This is a genomic window from Nocardioides sp. YIM B13467, assembly GCF_042788075.1.
In the GTDB taxonomy this organism is placed as follows: domain Bacteria; phylum Actinomycetota; class Actinomycetes; order Propionibacteriales; family Nocardioidaceae; genus Nocardioides.
Genome location: NZ_JBHZPJ010000046.1, coordinates 4,406,569 through 4,419,586, shown reverse-complemented (window position 1 = coordinate 4,419,586; position 13,018 = coordinate 4,406,569). Strand labels below are relative to the sequence as shown.

The window sequence follows — 13,018 nt, the reverse complement described above, 5'->3', positions numbered from 1 at the left end:
AGTGGAACGGGTTATTCGACGAACTCCGTGACGGTACGCGGCGTGGCCGCCGCCGCCAGGGCGACGGCGGTCTCGAGCGGCACGTCCGGGATGTCGACGTGCTCGTGGCCGGCCGCGGTCATCGCGGTGACCTGGGCCAGGCCGATGCGGCGGTCGAAGAACGTCTGCCTGACCCGCCAGCCGATGATGCCGTCCGTCTGCAGGGCCGTGCGCACGGCCGTGTAGGAGCCGGAGCGGACCACCAGGTAGCGGTCGGTGAGCGCGTGGCCGAGGTGGCGGTGGCGCAGCTCGGCACCGAGCATCCCGAGAACGAGGGCCACCACCAGCATGGCGACCGGGATCCACCAGAGCCAGACGTCGCCGAAGACGCCGATCAGCACGGTCGGGGCGAGCGCGGCGAGCGTCCACACGACGGTGGCGACGACCGCCCGGAACCAGTAGCGCCGGCGTGGCCGCGGCCCGTGGCCGGTGAGCGCCACCGAGAACGCATCCTCGCCGAGGATGTCGGTGCCGACCTCGGAGACGACCTGCTCCGGGGCCGTCGGCAGGACCGCGGGGGAGTTGTCGTCGAGCCCGGTCGTCAGCAGGTTGAGGTCGGCGCCGCCGGCCAGGCCGATCAGCGGGCCGACGGTGGAGGTGGCGCCGCGTACCTTCGCCTCTTCCACCGTCGTCGCGCGGGTGCTGGTCAGGCCGAAGCTGCGCCGCAGCGTGGTGCCCTCCCGGCCCTGCTCGCGCACGACCTGGAGATCCCACCAACGCACCGCGTAGCCGACGCACGACCCGATCGCCCACACCGCGGCCGCCCCGACGATCGCGATCGGGATGGCGATGAACAGCATGCGCACGACCTCGTCGACCGGGACGCCGTTGACCTCGCCGTTGGTGACCCGGACGCCGAAGGACTCCCACGGGATGAGGTCGGAGAAGGCACCGAAGACCGCGCCCAGACCGCCGACCGCGATCGCGAGGTTCTTGAGGTTGAGCGGGGCGTACCTCATCCAGGACCAGTCGAGCCTGGCGATGACCTCGCCTTCGGACGGGGCCTCGACGGGCTCGGTCTTTGGTGAGGAGCCTTCAGCTGAGGGCACGTCGGACGCGGATGGAGCGGATTCCGATGGCGCCGGGGCCGCGTGCAGGAGCTCGCGCCGCAGCCGGGCGGCGGCTTCCTTGGTGAGCGAGTCGAGGGTGATCTGGCCCTCGTCGACCCCGGTCCCGACGTTGACCTTGGTGACCCCGAGCGCGCGATGGATGAGGGTCGAGCTCAGGTCGACGCTGCGCACCCGGTCGAGCCGGGCGGTCAGGGTGGTGCGGTTAAGCAGACCCTTGCGTACCTCCAGGTGTGTCGGCGTCACCCGATAGCTCGTGGTCAGCCACGGGACCATGCCGGCCAGGGCCGCGACCACCGCGATGCCGGCCGCGACCAGCAGACCGATGAACACGTTCGCCTGCCCGGCACCGAAGGCACCGATCGCGGCCGGGATGATCGCCTGACGTAGCGTCGAGAGCGGGCTGACGACCGCGGTCCAGCCGGCCAGCCGCTGCCACTCCGCGTCCGGAGCGACAGGAGCGTCAGGGACCTCGGGAACCTCAGGAACGTCAGGGACCTCGGGTGTGCTCACGTCGCGTCCTCAGGCGTCGCGGCGGTGATCGCCACCAGCTTCGCGACGACCTCGAGCGCGAGCGCGTCGTCGAGGCAGGCGATCTGCACGATGCCCGCCGAGGAGGCGGTGGAGACCTTGACCGTACGCAGCCCGAACTGCCGCATCAGCGGCCCCTGCGTCGAGTCGACCGTCTGCACCCGGGAGAGCGGCACGATCTCGTCGACGACGGTGAGCCACCCGTGGCGTACGTGGACGGCGATGTCGGTCACCTCCCACCGGTGGATCCGGAACCGGATCGAGGGCACGAAAGTCAGGCCCGGCACCGGCGCCAGGACGAAGACCACGGCGACGAGCCAGAGGATCCACGTCCAGAAGCCCTCCGGGACGAGGACCGCCGCCACGACCGCACCGACCGCGAGGGCCAGCCAGATCACGGCGCCGATCGCCTCCGCCGTACGCCAGTACGCCGGTGCGCGCTCGGAGACCTGATGTGCGGGTTCGCGCAGTCGCTGTGGTGCGTCGGGGGCGTTCACGGGCGCGAGCCTATTGGGTGAGGTCCCTTTACCGTCGGAATTTGTGATCGGCGGTTCTGGCCTGGCCGCCCCCAGCGCTGTCCGGCGTTTCGGCCGTGGTCGGCGTACGACCCTAGGATTGTCGATCGTGGCACTCACCATCGGCATCGTGGGACTTCCCAACGCGGGCAAGTCGACCCTCTTCAACGCTCTGACCAAGAACGACGTACTCGCGGCGAACTACCCGTTCGCCACCATCGAGCCCAACGTCGGCGTTGTCGGGGTTCCCGACGAGCGGCTGGCCGAGCTGGCGAAGATCTACGGGTCCCAGAAGCTGCTGCCGGCCACGGTGCAGTTCGTCGACATCGCCGGCATCGTGCGCGGCGCCTCGCAGGGTGAGGGCCTGGGCAACAAGTTCCTCTCCCACATCCGTGAGTCCGACGCGATCTGCCAGGTCACCCGGGTCTTCCGTGACGACGACGTCACCCACGTCGACGGCAAGGTCGAGCCCGCCAACGACATCTCCACCATCCAGACCGAGCTGATCCTCGCCGACCTGGAGACCGTCGAGAAGGCGATCCCGCGGCTGGAGAAGGAGTCGCGCAAGGCCCCCGACCTCAAGGCGAACCTCGCCGCCGCGGTCGAGGCCAAGGAGGCCCTCGAGGCCGGCACCCCGATCATCGCCACGAAGATCGACCGTGCGCTGATCCGCGACCTGATGCTGCTCACCGCCAAGCCCTACATCTTCGTCTTCAACTGCGACTCCGACGAGCTCGCCGACGAGGCCCTGAAGGACTCGATGCGCGAGCTGGTCGCCCCCGCCGAGGCGATCTTCCTGGACGCGAAGTTCGAGTCCGAGCTGGTCGAGCTCGACGAGGACGAGGCCCGCGAGTTCCTGGCCGACGCCGGCGTCGAGGAGCCCGGCCTGGACATCCTGGCCCGCGTCGGCTTCGACACCCTCGGCCTGCAGACCTACCTCACCGCCGGCCCGAAGGAGGTCCGGGCGTGGGAGATCCCCAAGGGCGCCACCGCCCCGGAGGCCGCCGGTGTCATCCACACCGACTTCCAGAAGGGCTTCATCAAGGCCGAGATCGTCTCCTACGACGACCTCATCTCCGCCGGCTCGGTGGCCAAGGCCCGTGACCTCGGCAAGGTACGCATGGAGGGCAAGGACTACGTCATGGCCGATGGTGACGTCGTGGAGTTCAGGTTTAACGTCTGAGCGCCGGCCGTCATCGGTCACCCGTGCACTCACGACAACACTGGAGGTTCCATGCCCAAGGGCTACTGGGTCAGCGTCTACCGCAACATTTCGGACCCCGACAAGCTGGCTGCTTACGGCAAGCTGGCCCCGGTGGCCGTCAAGGCCGGGGGTGGTCGGGTCCTCACCCGTGGCAGTCGTGTCGTGGCGCATGAAGCCGGAATCGCCGAGCGCACCGTCCTGATCGAGTTCGACAGCTTCGAGCAGGCCGTCGCGACGCATGAGAGCGCCGCCTACCAAGAGGCGCTGGCCGCCCTCTCCGACGGCGCCGAGCGCGACTTCCGCATCGTCGAAGGCCTCGACTGACCGAGGTCCAGCCGGATCTCCGGTCCTCGATCGCCTGGTGGGATGTCGGGCGCCTACGATCACCGAGTGCCACGCATCGAGCTCACGACGGAGATCCGGGCGACGCCGGAGCAGTGCTTCGAACTGAGCCTGTCCGTGGATGCGCATCAGTCCTCGATGTCCGAATCAGGTGAGCGAGCTGTCGCCGGCGTCACCTCCGGGGTGATGCGCCTCGGGGACACGGTGACCTGGAAGGCCCGCCACTTCGGAGTCCCAGTCACGATGACCTCGGTGATCAGCGAGTACGACGCTCCGCACCGGTTCGTGGACGAGCAGCGGTCGGGCCCGTTCCGGCGGTGGTGGCACGAGCATCGATTCGTGCCGACCGCCGGCGGCACGTTGATGATTGACGTCGTGGAGTTCGAAGCGCCTGCCGGAGCGGTTGGGCGGTTGGTGAATCTCCTCGTACTGACGCCGTACATGACGACGCTCTTGGAGCGACGGAACGTATGGCTGACGGATGCCCTCGCCAGTCCTGAGGCCTGACGGCCCTTGGGTGCCGCGACCGTCTTTGTTGCTTCGCCGTCGACGGCCGATGAACCGCGGCTAGTCTCGGCCGAGGTCTCGGCTGACGGAGTGGAGCTGCGATGGATGCCCAGAGCGAGGCGATGTGGATTCTGACGCTCGTGGTGCTGTGGAACGGCCCGACGATCGTCGCGCTGGTCCTGATCGGCCGCAGTATCGCTGCCCGGGGCCGGTTCGTCGGGCTGGACGTCCTCGACATCGCGATGGTTCTGGTCTTCAGCTGGGCTGGTGCCCTGGTCTACTTCCTCATCGCGTTCCTGCGTCACCGACAGGAGTCCCGAGCCGTGGTCGCGGTGTCGCCTGCGATCGTAGAGACCGAGACGACCTTGAACCGGGTCGATGAGGCGTACGCGCTGGCCTGGGCCGAAGCGCGTACGGCAGCCGACGACGACCTGATCGACGCGCTCCGCCAGGCAGGACTCGGGCCGAGTTGGACCGAGCCTGGCCGGCCGCGGGCGGATCTGCTGCTCGCCATCTGGCGGGCGGGCGCTACGCCGCGGTCCGCCTCGAAACAGCTACGCGAAGCGCTCGGCGCACGGTCCGGGCGTACCAACGCGTAGAGCGCTGTGGTGCTTGACCCGGGCGGGGACCAGGGGAAGTCTGGAGAGATGACTAGTCGTGCGGTCGATGATCCGCGTTCGCTGCTGACGCTCGGCCGGGTGGACTCGGTGCGGGTCCAGGTCGGCTATCGGGCCAGCCCGGAGGAGCGGGTGGATCGGCATTATCTGCTCGACCTGTCGGTCCCAGAGTCGGACGGCGGGGGAGGCGCCGACGTCTTCGACGAGCGGCGGGTCCTCGCCGCGCTCGAGCCGGTCCTGTACGCCGGGGCCGACGCGCGGCGGCACTACTCGCTGCACCAGCACCGATGGCACACCAGCTGGGGCGCCAGTCCAGGTGCCCTCGAGATCGGGCTGCTGGTGACCACCGGGCCTCGGACCACGGCCCTCTCGGAGGCGTCGTACGACGGGGTGACCCGCGCCTTCCGCGACGTGATGGAGGTGGCCGGCCGGCCGGAGCGGACGCTGACCTCGCGGGAGTCGGCGGTTCAGCGTGCCCGGAGCGCGGCCGCGACGGCGTACGCCCTAGACCCGGACGCCCTGTCGCTCCGTGCCGAGGAGCACCACTCGGCCGACAACTCCTGGACGCTCGCCCTGCGCTCAACCGCGCAAGATGAGTACGACGTGGTGGTCGGCTTCGTCGAGGGGTACGCCGGTTCGGTGTCGGTGCGGCACGTGCACCAGATCGAGGCGTCCGACTCCATCGGCCCCGAATGACCTAGAGCCACGGAGTCGCCGCGACGGCGCACCCGCCCGCCGCCGGGGGAGTCGGTGTCCTTGAGACTCAGGAGTCCCCATGAAGATCGCAGTCCTCCTAGGCAACGCGAACGTGTGGATACGCCGCGTCGCGGCCCTGGAAGCTCAGGATGCTCGGGTTCTTGATCACCCCGTCGTGGATCTCGATCGCCCGGGAGACGGTCGGGTCGGTCGCCCAGGCGGTCGGCCCCTCCATGACCGTACGCAGGAACGGCAGCAGCGCCTCGCTGATCTCCCAGGTGGCCGAGTTCCACAGGTACGACGGGGTGTGGTCGACCGCGTAGTAGTTGACGCCGTCGCCGACCGTGAACATCGGGTCGTCGAACGTGGTGGGCTTCGCCCACTCGAACCCCATCTTCTCGTCGCACGAGACGTCGACGATCAGGCTTCCTGGGGCGAACCCCGCCAGGTCCTCGGTCCGCAGATAGGTCAACGGTGCGGCGACGTCCTGGAGGGTGCAGTTGACGACGATGTCGTGCGATGCCAGGAAGTCCGGGAGCAGGACGTTGCCGTCCTTCGTGAGCACCTCGCTGAGATGGGTCTCGCCGTCACCGGTGTTGAGCTGGGCGATGTGCGCACCGTGGATCGGGGAGCCGACCGCCGCGACGCCGCGCTGGGTGAGGACCTGGATGTCGTGGATCCCCTGCGCGGTGAGCGCGGTCACGGCACCTCGTGCCGTCGCACCGAAGCCGATGACGACCGCGCTGCGACGAGGCCCGTACATACCCGTGGATCCGATGAGGCTCAGGGCATGGAGCACCGAGCAATAGCCGGCGAGCTCGTTGTTCTTGTGGAACACATGCAGGCTGAAGTCACCGCGGCGGCTCCAGTGGTTCATCGCCTCGAATGCGATGAGCGTCAGCCGGCGGTCGATCGCTGTCTGCGTCAGGGCGGGGTCCTGCACGCAGTGCGGCCATCCCCACAGCACACGGCCCTCGGGGATCACGGCCACGTCGGCCGCCTGCGGCTTCGGGAGCAGCAGCACGTCAGCCGCCTCGATCACCGCGGAGCGCTCCGCGACCCTGCCGACCCGCGACTCGACGTAGCCGGGCTTCAGCTGGAAGTCAGCGCCGTAGCCACGCTCGACGATCATCCGCGCGCGGATGTCCGGATCGATCAGATCGAGGTGATGAGGGTGGATCGGCAGCCGCCGCTCGTTCTCCATCGAGGAAGCCGCGAGCATTCCGAGGGTGAGCAGCGTGCTGGTCGACGAGCTGGTGGCGGTGGAAAGAGGTGAAACAGCGCCGGACATCCGGACTCCCATCATTGGGGAACCAGAGTCAGCTCCTGACTCGATCGTACGCGCACCCAGTCCTGCCTACGCGATCGTCGAAGACGCGCGACGCAGTCGCAGCTACACCGAGGGCAGCAGCGCTCGGGTGAGCTTGTGCATGCTTGTCCGCGCGGAGTCGGTCGCGGTGGGGCCGAGTGCAACCAGGGCAACGATCAGCGCCGCCACCTCGTCCGGTTCGAGCGAGATGGGGTCCAGCTTCGACCGCACATCCAAGAGATAGCCGCCCCCCGGACCTCGCTGGACACGGATGGGGATGCCGCTCTCACGCATCCGGGCGATGTCGCGCTCGACGGTCCGTGCGGTCACATCGAGAGCATGGGCCAAGGCGAGTGCCGACTTCGGTACGCCGCGCTGCCATCGCAGCTGTTCGATGAGAGCGTGCTGCCGCTCGATCCGACGGAGAGTCAGATGCGGATCGGCCGATCTGGAGAACGCCACAACGCGACCCTAATGCCGACATCGGCCTGTCGGCCTCTAACCGTAGTTTGAAGCGTATGACACTTCCTCTTCTCTTCCTGTCCGGCGCCGGGCTACCCTCTTGGATCTGGGACGAGGTTCGTTCTGGGATCACCGCCCCGTCGGCGGTCGCACCTCGCCCCGCGACGGGTTCCGGGACCGTCACTGAGTACGCTCGAGCGGCTCTCGACGCCGCTCCCGAGGGATCATTTGGCGTCGTCGCGCACTCTGCTGGAGGCGTGGTCGCCGCGGAGTTGGCACGTCTCGCCGCGGGTCGAGTGGCCGCGGTGCTCGGAGTCGCCGCCGTGATCCCCGCTTCCGGTGCATCTTTCGCCTTGTCGCTACCGTTCCCCAACAAGATCGTGCTCCCCCTGATCCTCCGCGTCGCGGGAACCAGGCCGCCCGAGTCAGTGATCCGCAAGGGCCTCGCCGCGGGGCTCGACGAAGAAACCGTGCAGCGGCTGATCGCCGACCTCGAACCCGAGCCGGTGAAGTACTTCACCACCCGCACGACGGGGAACGGAGCGATGCGCGCGGTGCCGCTCAAGAAGTACGTCGTCACAACCGATGACGCCGAGCTGACCGTCAGTATGCAGCGAGGCTACGCAGGGCAGCTCGGCGCGAGCGGCGTAACCGAGATAGCCAGCGCCCACCTACCCATGATGACCAACTCTGCCGAGGTGATTGCCGCCGTGCAGGACCTCGCCGAGAGCCACCCAGCCGTTTGAAACGCCGTGCGTCTGCTGGCACGGGCGCCAACTCAGAGCGGTCGCCTGCTACAGCCAGGGCCGTCGTCCGGGTCCGGTCGGGTGGGCACCGGTGACGCCCATGACGACGGAGTACAGGCTGGTCTCGGCGGTGATGAAGAGTCGGTTGCGCTTGGCGCCGCCCCAGGAGACGTTGGAGACGGCTTCGGGGACGTTCAGCCGGCCGATGAGGGTGCCGTCGGGGTCGTAGCAGTGCACGCCGTCGTTCATCGCGGCGACCCAGAGTCGGCCGCCGTCGTCGAAGCGGAGGTTGTCGAAGCGGGCGTCTTCACGGGCGCCGGCCTCGGCGAAGACCGATCCGTCTGAGAGGGTGCCGTCCTCGCGTACGTCGAAGACCCAGATCTTGCCGGCGCGGGTGTCAGAGACGAAGAGCCGGCGCTCGTCGGGGGAGAAGACCAGCCCGTTCGGTGCGCCGAAGCAGTCCGCGACCAGGCGGACCTCGCCGGTGGCGGGGCCGATCCGATAGACGTTGTTGGAGCCGATCTCGCTCTCGGCGCGGTAGCCCTCGTAGTCGCTGGTGATGCCGAAGTCGGGGTCGGAGAACCAGATCGAGCCGTCGGACTTCACGGTCGAGTCGTTGGGGCTGTTCAGGCGTTTGCCCTGCCAGCGCTCGGCCAGGACGGTGATCGTGCCGTCGTGTTCGGTCCTGGTGACCCGCCGGTTGCCCTGCTCGCAGGTGATCAGCCGACCCTCGCGGTCGAGGGTGTTGCCGTTGGTGTGCCCGGCAGTGCGGCGGAAGACGCCCACGTTTCCGGTCTCCTCGTCCCAGCGCAGCATCCGGTCGTTGGGGATGTCGCTCCAGACCACCTGACGCCAGGCGGGCACGTAGATCGGCCCCTCGGCCCAACGGCACCCGGTGAAGAGCACCTCCAGCGCCTCGTCACCGTTCATGCACCGCCCGGTGCGGAACCGGTCGTCAAGCATCTCGTACAGCCCAGGGCGATCGCTGCTCATGGAGTCCACTCCTCGATGTCCAATATGCCGAACCTGAATCGGCCTGATACGAAGAGTGCAAGATCAGATATGGTTGACGCAAGATATTTCTGAACGGAGACCCTGTGGACAAGATCGATCGCGAGCTGCTGGCCGAGCTCCAGAGCGACGCCACCCAGTCCTACGCCGCGCTGGGCCAAGCTGTCGGCCTCTCCGCGGGCGCGGCTCACGAGCGCGTGCGCAAGCTGCGTGAAAGTGGCGTCATCCGGCGCACCACCGCCGACGTGGACCCGGCCGCCGTGGGCAGCTCCGTCCTGGCGTACGTCATGGTCGACTCGACGTCGTGGATGGGGGACTCGGCGGAAGCGTTCGCCGCGCTCCCGGAGATCGTGGAGGCGCACATCATCGCGGGCAGCGCCTCGGTGTTGGTGAAGGTCAGGACCGCGACCACCGAGCAACTGCAGGACGTGCTGCGCCGGATCTACGCCATCGAGGGCGTCAGCGGAACGCAGGCGACGGTGGTCCTGGAGACATTCTTCGAGCGGCCGCTCTCGCCGGTGGTCGCGGACCAGGCCTGATGTCAGGCAGGAACCTTGTCCAGGAAGCCGCGTACGTCACGAATCCGCTGGTCCGCGTCGACCACGACCACGTCGAAGCCGATGACGACCGGCTCCTCGCCGGCCGGTCCCAGACCCCACTGGAAGCGGGCCTGCTGGTGGTGGAAGTCGATCGTGCCCACGGGGGTGAACACGAAGTCGGGGAACTGTGCACGTACGGCCTGGATGGTCGCCCCGACGGCCTCGCGGCCCTGGACGTCGGCGAGGGGGTCGACGTAGACGCAGTCGTCGGCCCAGTGCTTGGCCAGCAGCTCGGTGAGCACCGACTCGTCGGTGGCGTTCCAGGTGTCGAGGTAGCGCGTCACGATGTCGTTCATGGTGTCTTCCTTCTCTCGGATCGGGTTGCCACGAGAAGGTTCGCCGCTGGTCGGTGCAGCGGTCGATAACCTGCGAGGTCATGGCCGCTGAGATGCGGGGTTGGCTAGCCTCGGGCCGTGATCTCAACCGCGACGTCACCGTCACCGTCAGCGTCGGTCGGCAGCGAGCTTCGCCGCTGGCGTGAGCTGCGGTCCCTGAGTCAGCTCGCGCTCGCCACCCAGGCCGAGGTGAGCACCCGGCACGTGAGCTACGTCGAGAACGGACGCTCCCGGCCGACGCCGGAGATGATCGTCCGGCTGGCCGAGGTGATGCGGGTGCCCATGGCCGAGCAGAACCGGCTCCTGCTCGCCGGCGGGTTCGCCCCTCGCTACCCGCACCGCGCCACCGACGACGACGCGCTCGCACCGGTGATGGCCGGCCTCCGCAGCCTGCTCGACGCCCATGCGCCGTACCCGGCCCTGCTACTCGACGACCACTGGGACATCGTCGACGCCAACGAGGCCGTCGACGGGCTGCTCGCCGGCTGTGACCCCAGCCTGCTCGAGCCTCCGCTGAACGTGATCCGGCTCTGCCTGCACCCGCGGGGGCTCGCCCCGCGCATCCGCAATCTGTCGGTCTGGCGTGCCCACCTGCTCCACCAGCTCGGCCGGCGCATCACGCACACCGGCGGCGACCCGGCCCTGGTCGAGCTCCGCGACGAGGTCACCGCCTACCCCTCCGGCGACGGGCCGTCCGCCCGGCCGCTGGCCGACCCGGTCGTCCCGCTGGAGATCGAGGCAGGCGGCCTCGTGCTCCGCTTCTTCAGCGTCGCCAGCCAGATCGAGAGCGCCTCCGACGTCACGCTCAACGGCCTCCATCTGGAGACCTTCGTCCCTGCCGACGACCGGACGCGACAGGTGCTCAGCCCGTGATCAGTCGCTCCTGCTGCATGGCATACGCGGCTCAGCTGTCTAGGGGCATGCGTACGCCGGTGAGCTCCTCGGAGACGGTCCACAGCCGCTGCTGGGTCGGCAGGTCGTAGGAGAAGGGGCTGGAGGTCACCAGCTTCGGATGTCCGCGGACCTCCCCCCGGCCGCCGGGCCCGTAGTACTGGCCACCGATGACGGCCGGGTCGGTGGCGGCGCGGAGCGTGGGCAGGGCGCCCATCTCGGCCGGCTGGGTGATCAGCGGCGCGAGCCAGGTGAGAGGCACCCGAAGCGCGGCGGGGGTGTTGCGGGCGAGCTCCGTGTTGGACCCGCCAGGATGAGCGGCCACCGCGACCGTGGTGCCGTGCCGTGCGAGCCGGCGCTGAAGCTCGTAGGTGAACATCAGGTTGGCGAGCTTGGCCTGGCCGTACGCGGCGACGCGGCTGTAGGAACGCTCCCACTGCAGGTCGTCGAAGTGGATGTCGGCCCGGATGCGGTGGCCGATGCTGCTGACGGTGACGACTCGGGACCCGGGGACGGGGAGGAGGTGGTCCAGCAGCAGCCCGGTGAAGGCGAAGTGGCCCAGGTGGTTGGTGCCGAACTGCAGCTCGAAGCCGTCCTCGGTGGTCTGCTTCGGGGTGTACATCACGCCGGCGTTGTTGATCAGGAGGTCGATCCGCGGATGGGCGGCGCGGAGGTCGGCCGCCGCTGATCGGATCGAGCCCAGGGAGGTCAGGTCGAGGACCTGGACGGAGACGTCGCCGTCGATGCGTGCGGCCGCCTGCTTGCCCTTCTCGACGTCGCGGACCGCCAGGACCACGTGGGCCCCGTGCCCGGCGAGCATCCGCGCGGTCTCGAAGCCCAGCCCGGTGTTGGCGCCGGTCACGATCGCCACTCTGCCCTGCTGATCGGGGATGTGCTGCTCGGTCCAGGTGTCGCTCATTGTCCACTCCTAAGGAACCATCGGTCTGTTAGTACGAACTTAAGAGACCGGTGGTCTAATGTCAAGGGACCGGCGGTCTTTAAGTTAGTCTGGGGTTGTGACATTCCAGCGGGCGCGAAGCGACGAGCAACGGGAGATCCGCCGCCGGGCGATCCTGGACACGGCGGCAGCGATGCTCGACGAGATGCCGGTGGCCGAGGTGAGCCTCAACGAGCTCAGTCGGCGGGTGGGGCTGGCCAAGTCGAACGTGCTGCGCTACTTCGAGTCGCGCGAGGCGGTGCTGCTCGAGCTGCTCGACGACTTCTTGGGGACGTGGCTCGAGGAGCTGGCCGAGGAGCTGGCCGCCGGTATCGAGGCGGACGCGTCACCGGAGGTGCGCGCGGACCAGCTGGCCGAGGTCCTCAGCCGGTCGCTGTCGGAGCGGATGGTGCTCTGCGACCTCTTCGGTGCACAGGGTGGCGTCCTCGAGCACAACGTCTCGGTCGAGGTCGTCAAGCGCCACAAGCGCTCCTCCCACGCCAAGCTCGTGACCATGCTCGAGCTCGTACGCCGCCATCTGCCCGAGCTCGGCGACGGTGCCCAGACGTTCTGCCTGATGAGCCTGATCTCGGCGGGCGCCCTGGCTGCGTACGTCCCGCCGCCCCCCAGCGTCCTCGCCGCGTATGCGGACGAGCCGGACCTCGGCGTACTCCATCTGGATCTGCGCGACGCCCTGCGGACCTCTTTCACCGCGGCGCTGGTGGGCGTGCTGCCGCGCTGACCTACCCCTTGATCAGCCGCATGGTCTGGTGCGAGAGCAGCCTGTTGACCGCGGGCAGTCGGGAGATGGTCCCGACGATGAGGGCCTCGTACGCATCGGGGTCGGCGACCTGGACGCGCAGGTAGTAGTCGGGCTGGCCGAGCATGCGGCGCATCTCGGTGACCTCGGGGACGGCGACGGCAGCGGTCTCGAAGTCCTCGATGGTCTTGCCGTCGTTGACGGCGATGTCGATGGCCACGATCACCTCGAACCCGCGTCCGCCGCTCTTCGGGTCGATGCTGGCGTGGTAGCCCTTGATCACGCCGTCGCGCTCCAGCCTCTGCACCCGGCGCAGGCACGGCGCCGGGGTGAGCCCGACCCGTCGGGCCAGCTCGGCGTTGCTCAGCCGGGCATCGTCTTCGAGCTCGGCAATGATTGCTCGATCCAGGTCGTCAATCGCATGATCATTGCGCACAGACGCACTTTAGC

At 68.7% G+C, this 13,018-nt stretch carries 17 protein-coding genes; 9 read left to right on the top strand and 8 right to left on the bottom strand.

The window, feature by feature from the left end; all coding sequences use genetic code 11:
* Positions 1-11: 11 nt before the first annotated feature.
* Both ACFX43_RS28445 and ACFX43_RS28440 read right to left on the bottom strand, forming a co-directional pair.
* Entirely contained in the window at positions 12-1,619 is a 1,608-nt protein-coding gene (locus ACFX43_RS28445) for a PH domain-containing protein (protein WP_378840200.1), read from the bottom strand.
* Positions 1,616-2,134, bottom strand: a complete 519-nt coding sequence (locus ACFX43_RS28440; protein WP_378840197.1) for a PH domain-containing protein — start codon at positions 2,132-2,134, stop codon at positions 1,616-1,618. The genes ACFX43_RS28445 and ACFX43_RS28440 overlap by 4 nt, the downstream gene beginning before the upstream one ends.
* Positions 2,135-2,261: 127 nt before the next feature.
* Between ACFX43_RS28440 and ychF the strand changes: the two genes are divergently transcribed.
* The 5 genes from ychF (at position 2,262) to ACFX43_RS28415 (ending at position 5,518) form a co-directional block, all read left to right on the top strand.
* Positions 2,262-3,335, top strand: coding sequence for a redox-regulated ATPase YchF (gene ychF / locus ACFX43_RS28435; protein WP_141803377.1), 1,074 nt, complete (start codon positions 2,262-2,264; stop codon positions 3,333-3,335).
* A gap of 51 nt (positions 3,336-3,386) precedes the next feature.
* Positions 3,387-3,680, top strand: coding sequence for a DUF1330 domain-containing protein (locus ACFX43_RS28430; RefSeq protein WP_378840192.1), 294 nt, complete (start codon positions 3,387-3,389; stop codon positions 3,678-3,680).
* Between the two features lie 66 nt (positions 3,681-3,746).
* A complete protein-coding gene (locus tag ACFX43_RS28425; RefSeq protein WP_378840186.1) occupies positions 3,747-4,205 on the top strand; it encodes an SRPBCC family protein in 459 nt (152 codons plus the stop codon).
* A gap of 101 nt (positions 4,206-4,306) precedes the next feature.
* Positions 4,307-4,804 (top strand): hypothetical protein, encoded by a 498-nt coding sequence (locus ACFX43_RS28420; protein ID WP_378840183.1) that lies wholly within the window; start codon positions 4,307-4,309, stop codon positions 4,802-4,804.
* Between the two features lie 48 nt (positions 4,805-4,852).
* Positions 4,853-5,518, top strand: coding sequence for a hypothetical protein (locus ACFX43_RS28415; protein WP_378840180.1), 666 nt, complete (start codon positions 4,853-4,855; stop codon positions 5,516-5,518).
* 97 nt (positions 5,519-5,615) lie between these two features.
* Here the strand turns inward: ACFX43_RS28415 and ACFX43_RS28410 are convergent, their stop codons facing one another.
* On the bottom strand, positions 5,616-6,809 hold the full coding sequence (locus ACFX43_RS28410) for a N(5)-(carboxyethyl)ornithine synthase (protein ID WP_378840176.1): 1,194 nt from the start codon (positions 6,807-6,809) through the stop codon (positions 5,616-5,618).
* 102 nt (positions 6,810-6,911) lie between these two features.
* Positions 6,912-7,289: an HTH domain-containing protein gene (locus ACFX43_RS28405; RefSeq protein ID WP_350662473.1), complete on the bottom strand. Its 378-nt coding sequence runs from the start codon at positions 7,287-7,289 to the stop codon at positions 6,912-6,914.
* A gap of 56 nt (positions 7,290-7,345) precedes the next feature.
* Here ACFX43_RS28405 and ACFX43_RS28400 point away from each other — a divergent pair, with 56 nt between their 5' ends.
* Positions 7,346-8,035 carry an alpha/beta hydrolase gene (locus ACFX43_RS28400; RefSeq protein WP_378840169.1) on the top strand — a complete coding sequence of 230 codons (690 nt, stop codon included), beginning with the start codon at positions 7,346-7,348 and terminating at the stop codon, positions 8,033-8,035.
* 48 nt (positions 8,036-8,083) lie between these two features.
* On the opposite strand, the gene ACFX43_RS28395 is transcribed toward ACFX43_RS28400, so the two are convergent.
* On the bottom strand, positions 8,084-9,028 hold the full coding sequence (locus tag ACFX43_RS28395; RefSeq protein WP_378840166.1) for an SMP-30/gluconolactonase/LRE family protein: 945 nt from the start codon (positions 9,026-9,028) through the stop codon (positions 8,084-8,086).
* 104 nt (positions 9,029-9,132) lie between these two features.
* Between ACFX43_RS28395 and ACFX43_RS28390 the strand changes: the two genes are divergently transcribed.
* Positions 9,133-9,585: an Lrp/AsnC family transcriptional regulator gene (locus tag ACFX43_RS28390; protein ID WP_378840161.1), complete on the top strand. Its 453-nt coding sequence runs from the start codon at positions 9,133-9,135 to the stop codon at positions 9,583-9,585.
* 2 nt (positions 9,586-9,587) lie between these two features.
* On the opposite strand, the gene ACFX43_RS28385 is transcribed toward ACFX43_RS28390, so the two are convergent.
* Positions 9,588-9,941, bottom strand: coding sequence for a nuclear transport factor 2 family protein (locus ACFX43_RS28385; protein ID WP_378840156.1), 354 nt, complete (start codon positions 9,939-9,941; stop codon positions 9,588-9,590).
* A 117-nt stretch (positions 9,942-10,058) separates the two neighbouring features.
* On the opposite strand from ACFX43_RS28385, the gene ACFX43_RS28380 reads away from it, so the two are divergent.
* Positions 10,059-10,853 (top strand): helix-turn-helix domain-containing protein, encoded by a 795-nt coding sequence (locus ACFX43_RS28380; protein WP_378840147.1) that lies wholly within the window; start codon positions 10,059-10,061, stop codon positions 10,851-10,853.
* Positions 10,854-10,884: 31 nt separating this feature from the next.
* On the opposite strand, the gene ACFX43_RS28375 is transcribed toward ACFX43_RS28380, so the two are convergent.
* Positions 10,885-11,790, bottom strand: a complete 906-nt coding sequence (locus tag ACFX43_RS28375; RefSeq protein WP_378840140.1) for an SDR family NAD(P)-dependent oxidoreductase — start codon at positions 11,788-11,790, stop codon at positions 10,885-10,887.
* Positions 11,791-11,887: 97 nt separating this feature from the next.
* Between ACFX43_RS28375 and ACFX43_RS28370 the strand changes: the two genes are divergently transcribed.
* Entirely contained in the window at positions 11,888-12,550 is a 663-nt protein-coding gene (locus ACFX43_RS28370; protein WP_378840135.1) for a TetR family transcriptional regulator, read from the top strand.
* A gap of 1 nt (position 12,551) precedes the next feature.
* On the opposite strand, the gene ACFX43_RS28365 is transcribed toward ACFX43_RS28370, so the two are convergent.
* Complete coding sequence (locus ACFX43_RS28365; RefSeq protein WP_350838185.1) at positions 12,552-13,004, bottom strand: Lrp/AsnC family transcriptional regulator; 453 nt, start codon at positions 13,002-13,004, stop codon at positions 12,552-12,554.
* Positions 13,005-13,018 lie beyond the last annotated feature (14 nt).

What these genes read in the sequence shown, in the direction of transcription:
- ACFX43_RS28400 (WP_378840169.1), top strand. Translation starts at nt 7,346, where the DNA reads ATGACACTTCCTCTTCTCTTCCTGTCCGGCGCCGGGCTACCCTCTTGG.
- ACFX43_RS28375 (WP_378840140.1), bottom strand. Translation starts at nt 11,790, where the DNA reads ATGAGCGACACCTGGACCGAGCAGCACATCCCCGATCAGCAGGGCAGA.
- ACFX43_RS28415 (WP_378840180.1), top strand. Translation starts at nt 4,853, where the DNA reads ATGACTAGTCGTGCGGTCGATGATCCGCGTTCGCTGCTGACGCTCGGC.
- ACFX43_RS28410 (WP_378840176.1), bottom strand. Translation starts at nt 6,809, where the DNA reads ATGTCCGGCGCTGTTTCACCTCTTTCCACCGCCACCAGCTCGTCGACC.
- ACFX43_RS28395 (WP_378840166.1), bottom strand. Translation starts at nt 9,028, where the DNA reads ATGAGCAGCGATCGCCCTGGGCTGTACGAGATGCTTGACGACCGGTTC.
- ACFX43_RS28420 (WP_378840183.1), top strand. Translation starts at nt 4,307, where the DNA reads ATGGATGCCCAGAGCGAGGCGATGTGGATTCTGACGCTCGTGGTGCTG.
- ACFX43_RS28385 (WP_378840156.1), bottom strand. Translation starts at nt 9,941, where the DNA reads ATGAACGACATCGTGACGCGCTACCTCGACACCTGGAACGCCACCGAC.
- ACFX43_RS28430 (WP_378840192.1), top strand. Translation starts at nt 3,387, where the DNA reads ATGCCCAAGGGCTACTGGGTCAGCGTCTACCGCAACATTTCGGACCCC.